We start from the raw sequence: 5750 nt of genomic DNA, 5'->3' as shown, positions 1-5750 counted from the left end.
TGCCGATGCTGTTCGGCTTCGATCGTGCGCGCATGTGCTGCACCGCGCCGGAGGTGTTCGGTGGACCGCATGATCTGCCACAGCACGCGCGTCATCCCCGCTGTCGTCCCGGCCTTGAGCCGGGACCCATAGCCCCCGCCGGTCGTGGCTGGGAACGCGCTATCCACCAGCCTGCCTCAAACATCTCCCTGGGGGTATGGGTCCCGGCTCGAGGCCGGGACGACGGCTACACCCACGACTGTCATCATCCGCGAAGGCGGATGATCCAGTATTCCAGAGACGGTTGTGATAGAGCCGCGCCGCCTCGGCGTACTGGATACCCGCCTTCGCGGGTATGACACCGAGAGACACGCGAAAGCGCGCGATCCCTCACATCACCCCGGCCTCATCCTCCTCCGCCTGCTCGATCAGCTCCTTCGTCACCGTCACCGGCGTGCGCGGCACCAGGAAGATCATGCTGCCGACGCAGGCCAGCGACAGCGTCAGCATCGCCGACGTCAGCGGCAGCGTCGTCGCGTAGTGGCCGCCGAGGAATGCGCCGAGCTGCGAGGTCATCGCGCCCAGCCCCATCTGCAGGAAGCCCATCGCGCCGGAGGCGGTGCCGGCGGCGCCCGGCCGGACGCTGATGGCACCGGCCGCGGAGTTCGCCATCACGAAAGCATTGGCGAACATCAACAGCATCTGCGTGCCGAACAGGACCGACGGCACCTGATTGAAGCCGAACAGGCTCCAGGCGAAGTTCAGTGCGGCGCTGGTGAGCTGCAGCGTCAGACCGAACCAGATCAGCCGGTCGAGCGAATGACGCGGCGCATAGCGCACGCAGAACAGATTGCCGACGAAATAGGCGAAGCCCGTGGTCGCGAACCACGCGCCATATTCCGCCGAGGATCGGCCCATCTGCACCTCGACGATGTAGGGGCCGCCGCCGGCGAACGCGAAGATGATCTGCGACGCCAGGACCTGGCACAGCATGTAGCCGAGAAAGGCGCGGCTCTTGACGAGAGTGGCGACGTCGCGGCGGAAGCTCGCGCCTTCGACGCGGGCTGGGCGTGTCTCCGGCAGCGCCAGGGTCACCGCGACGCCGACCGCGATCGAGACGGCAGCGACGACGTAGAAGATGGCATGCCAGCCGAACGCGATCTCGATCAGGCCCCCTGTCAACGGCGACAGCATCTGCGCGATCATCATGACGGCGACGACGAGGCTGATCATCGCGCCGATGCGCTCGCGCGGATAGAGGTCGCGAATGATGGCCCGGCTGATCACCATGCCGCTGGCGCCGCCGAGCGCCTGGAAGAAGCGCGCCGCGATCAGCTGCGGCAGCGTGTCGGCGAAGATGCAGCCGAAGCTCGCCACGATCGACAGCGCCAATCCCGCGAGCATCACCGGGCGGCGGCCGAAGCGGTCCGACAGCGGGCCGAGCAGGAGCTGCGAGATGGCGATGCCGATCATGTAGAACGACACCGTCATCTGCACCACGGACGCATCGCGTCCGAAGGTGGTCGCGAGCAGCGGCAGCGCCGGCACCAGCAGGTACAGCGAGATCGGCGCCAGGCCGGTCATGACGACGAGCAGGACCAGCACCGTGCGCGACGGGGCCACGCGCGTTGCGGCCGCGCCCGGCGGTCTGCTGATCATTCCATGCATGGGGCCGCTCAAATCAGGTCAACGCCCCGACTCTAGCGGCCTTCCGCGGCACGGAAACGCCTGTTTCTGCATGCGCCCATACCGGCAGCGGGACAGTTGCGACCGGGATCGGCGACGAGGCTGGTGTAGTTCGTCGATCCCTAGGTGGGCGAAGGCGCGCCCAACTGATCGCTCGTTGCACTGAGCCATCGCGCGCCGTGCCCACCGCAACGCGGATGAACGTGCCGAAACACGGTGGGCACGCTGCCGCCTGCGGCGGCCGCTTTGCCCACCCTACGGCTCCATGGTCAGAGCGGCGCCGTCGCCTGATCGAGCCAGAGCTGGTCGGGCTCGTCGAGGGCCGCGCGGACGGCGTCCCTGACGCGGGCGTGATAGGCGTCGAGCCACGCGCGCTCCTCGCTGCTCAGCATCGCCACCTCGATCAGGCGGCGATCGATCGGCGCCAGCGTCAGCGCCTCGAAGCCGTTCATCGGCTTCTCCGCGCCCGCGATGTCCTTCGCCACGACCAGCTCGAGGTTCTCGATGCGGATGCCGAAGGCGTCGGTCTTGTAGTAGCCGGGCTCGTTGGACAGGATCATGCCGCGCTTCAACGGCGTGGTGCCGAGCTTGGAGATCCGCGCCGGCCCCTCGTGCACGGACAGATAGCTGCCGACGCCGTGGCCGGTGCCGTGCTCGAAATCGATCCCGGCCTGCCAGAGGAATTGCCGCGCCAAGGTGTCGAGCTGGGCGCCGGTGGTGCCGTCGGGGAACAGCGCGCGCGCGATCGCCAGATGGCCGCGCAGCACGCGCGTGAAGCGGTCGCGCATCTCGTCGGTGGGAACGCCCACCGCGATCGTGCGGGTGACGTCGGTGGTGCCGTCCTCATACTGAGCGCCGGAATCGATCAGCAGCAGGTCGCCGGGCACGATGCGCCGGTTGCTCTTGCGGGTGACGCGATAATGCACGATCGCCCCGTTGGGGCCGGTGCCGGAGATGGTCGGGAACGACACGTCCTTGAGCGCGCCGGTGTCGCGCCGGAAACTCTCCAGCGCCTCGACGGCGTCGATCTCGGTCAGGCTGCCCTTCGGCGCCTCGCGATCGATGAAGGCGAGAAAGCGTGCCAGCGCGATCGCATCGCGGCGATGCGCGCGCCGCGTCCCCTCGACCTCCACCGCGTTCTTGGCGGCCTTGAGCAGGCTCACCGGGTCGGCACCGCGCACCGGCTTGCCGCCGGCGCCCTGGATCAGCCGCGTCAGCGCGTCGGCCGCCGTGGCGCTGTCGAGCGCGATTGCGGCGCCGGACTGCGCCAGCTGCGTCAGCCGCTGCGTCAGCGCATCCGGCTCCGCCACCTCGGCGCTGCGCTCGAGATGGTCGCGCGTCAGGTTCGAGAGCTTGCGGGAATCGATGAAGATCGTCGGCCGGCCGCTCTTCGGCACCACCGCATAGGACAACGGCAGCGGCGTGTGCGACACGTCGGCGCCACGGATGTTGAAGGTCCAGGCCACATTGTGCGAATCCGACAGCACCAGCGCGTCGACGCCGAGCCGCTCGACTTCCTGGCGGATGCGCCCGAGCTTCTCGGCCTCCGCCTCGCCGGACAATTCCGCCCCGTGGATGGAGACCGCGCCGAGCGGCGGCAGCGGCCGCTCGGTCCAGATGCTGTCGATCGGATTGCTGTCGACCGGAACCAGTTCGGCGCCGGCCTTGGCGCAGGCGGCCGCGAAACGTTCGGCCGCGGCGGTCGTATGCAGCCAGGGATCGAAGCCGATCCGGTCACCGCTCTGCAGATGGCCCGTCAGCCAGCTCTCCGGCGGCGGCTCGATCAGCGATTCCACGCGCCACGCCTTGCCGTCGACCTGCTTGCCGGCCTGCAACGTGTAGCGGCCGTCGACGAAGATCGCGGCCTCGTGCGGCAGCACGATCGCAAGGCCGGCCGAGCCGGTGAAGCCGGTCAGCCACGCCAGCCTCTCGTCCGACGGCGGCACGTATTCGTTCTGCTGCTGGTCCGCGCGCGGCACGATGAAGCCTGTGAGCCTCCGCCGCGCCAGCTCCTCGCGTAGCGAGGCGAGGCGGGCCGTCAGCGCGACGCCGGTTTCGGGTTCTTCGAACGTCTGGAACAGGGCTTCGAACATCGCTCTCATACTTTAGGCGTGGGTGTCGGCTGCGACAGATACTCATCCAGTTAGGCGTGCGGTGCACGAAGAATCTCCTTGCATTCGCCTGTGCAAAAAGATTTGCTGTCTCACGCTGGTCATCCGGAAGAGATGCGGCGAGGAAACGTGATGGATGTCGTGACCACGGTCGTAAAGATCATCCACGGTCACACAATCCGGGGAGTGCCTCAACTCAATGCCGAGGGGATGCACAATGCCTGCTTTTACCTTCGAAAAATTGTCGGCGCCGACGCCACACGCTTCGGCTCCAGCGCCTGTCGAGAAGCCGCGCAGCGCGCTGGCTGATCTCGTCAACCGTCTCGTCGAACCCCGGCTTCGACGGACTCCTCGCACCAAGCGGGAGTCCGGCGCTCAACAGGGCCAGACCAAGACCTGAAGGCTTAAACGTTTACAGTCTGCGGCGTCCTGCTCACAGTCCGGATCCATCGTCCTGGGCTGACCGCACCTCAATTCGTCTTCCGCAGCAGCAGGCTGCTCCAGCCCTCGATTCTCAGATGTCGGACGGGAACCAGGCCGCGGGCGCGATACGCGGCGAGGACCGCGCGCGACTGCGGCGTCAGCAGGCCCGACAGGATCACGCACGCCCCGCGCGCGAGGTGGCGCTGCATCGGCGCCGCCAACTGTCGCAGCGGGTTGGCGAGAATGTTCGCCAGCACCAGGTCGAACGGACCGGCTTCGGCAAACTCCTCGGCGGCGAAACTGGTGGCGCGGATGACCTGGACCAGGGGGCCTGCACCATTGAGCCGGGCATTGTCCCGCGCGACCCGCACCGAGGGCGCATCGATGTCGCTGGCCAGCACGGACCGGCGGGTCGCCTTGGCGGCGGCGATGGCGAGCACGCCGGTTCCGGTGCCCAGGTCGAGCACATGGCGTGGCGCCCATCGTTTCAGAACGTGGTCGAGCAGCAGCAGGCAGCCGCGCGTGGTGCCGTGATGGCCGGTGCCGAAGGCCAGCGCCGCCTCGATCTCGATGCCCAGCTTGTTGGCGGGCACCCGGTTCCGGTCGTGGGCGCCATGGACCATGAAACGGCCGGCCGGCACGGGAACCAGGTCGTCCAGGCTGGCCTTGACCCAGTCCTTGGCCTCGACCGCCTCGAACGTCAGGTTCTCGATGACATCAGGACCGGCCGCTCCGGCGACCAGCTCTTGGACCAGCGCCTGGTCCGGCAGCTCGGCAAAATGCACCGTGACGTCCCAGCGACCGTCCGGCCGCTCAAAGGCGGCGACCGCCGCATCGCCGTCGAAGAACACCTCCGTCAGGACATCGACCGCCGGTCGCGCGGTGGCTTCATCCGCGACAGTGAAGCTCGCTTTGTAGGTCGCAGGCGGGAAAGCTGAGGTCATTTGGCCGGGTCCGAAACTGATTTGATGGCGTGGTTAAGCAATCTGACCGCCAGCGCAAGCATCTTTGGCCGAAAAAGGCGCCGTTGCGGCAGCTTCTGGTTGTTCTTTTCGACAGGTTCCACGCGCGTAAAAATTGCGGTGCAATTGCTGCGATTATCATGACGACTTGCAGCGGCGGTATTACACGAACCTTAGGTTTTTACCTCCTATGGTTCGTGGCATGGGAACCTTGCAACCCTGGGTTCCTCGGTCGGGAAACGAGGTTTACTGATGAAGACCTTTGTATTGAAGTTTTTGCGCGATCAGTCCGGTGCCACCGCGATCGAATATGGCTTGATCGCAGCCGGCATTTCCTTGGCGATCATCGCGGCCGTGAACGGCCTGGGCAGCTCCCTGAGCAGCAAGTTCGACTCCATCAACACGTCACTGAAGTAATCTCTATCGCGGCGTTCTCGGAGGACCGGGCCCTGGGCCCGGTTTTTCCCGTTTTGGAGCCGGCGATCGTCGACAGCCTATCCGCTGCCTATCCGCGACCTATCCGGCGGCTTGTGCACAGCCATGAGAGCGGTCTTCCACAGCCGGGACTGCTGCTTGTCCACGCGGCTGT

Annotated in this window: 5 protein-coding genes; 2 read left to right on the top strand and 3 right to left on the bottom strand. The window is 66.8% G+C overall.

All coding sequences use genetic code 11. The features are described 5' to 3' along the window. Positions 1–369 precede the first annotated feature (369 nt). Positions 370–1647 (bottom strand): multidrug effflux MFS transporter, encoded by a 1278-nt coding sequence (locus BRAS3809_RS28005; protein WP_008965372.1) that lies wholly within the window; start codon positions 1645–1647, stop codon positions 370–372. Positions 1648–1934: 287 nt separating this feature from the next. Continuing rightward, the gene (locus tag BRAS3809_RS28000; protein ID WP_008965371.1) at positions 1935–3758 is read right to left on the bottom strand and encodes an aminopeptidase P family protein; all 1824 of its coding nucleotides are present in this window, start codon (positions 3756–3758) and stop codon (positions 1935–1937) included. A 150-nt stretch (positions 3759–3908) separates the two neighbouring features. Between BRAS3809_RS28000 and BRAS3809_RS36845 the strand changes: the two genes are divergently transcribed. Further along, positions 3909–4085, top strand: coding sequence for a hypothetical protein (locus BRAS3809_RS36845; RefSeq protein WP_170323342.1), 177 nt, complete (start codon positions 3909–3911; stop codon positions 4083–4085). Between the two features lie 161 nt (positions 4086–4246). Here BRAS3809_RS36845 and BRAS3809_RS27995 read toward each other — a convergent pair whose 3' ends face one another. Then, positions 4247–5143 carry a 50S ribosomal protein L11 methyltransferase gene (locus BRAS3809_RS27995; protein ID WP_008965369.1) on the bottom strand — a complete coding sequence of 299 codons (897 nt, stop codon included), beginning with the start codon at positions 5141–5143 and terminating at the stop codon, positions 4247–4249. 270 nt (positions 5144–5413) lie between these two features. Between BRAS3809_RS27995 and BRAS3809_RS27990 the strand changes: the two genes are divergently transcribed. Further along, positions 5414–5578 carry a Flp family type IVb pilin gene (locus BRAS3809_RS27990; protein ID WP_008965368.1) on the top strand — a complete coding sequence of 55 codons (165 nt, stop codon included), beginning with the start codon at positions 5414–5416 and terminating at the stop codon, positions 5576–5578. The last annotated feature ends 172 nt before the right edge of the window (positions 5579–5750 follow it).

The sequence above is a fragment of the Bradyrhizobium sp. STM 3809 genome (genome assembly GCF_000239795.1).
Taxonomy (GTDB): domain Bacteria; phylum Pseudomonadota; class Alphaproteobacteria; order Rhizobiales; family Xanthobacteraceae; genus Bradyrhizobium.
The sequence above is the reverse complement of the archived record's forward strand: the minus strand, read 5'-3'. Positions and strand labels throughout refer to the sequence as shown.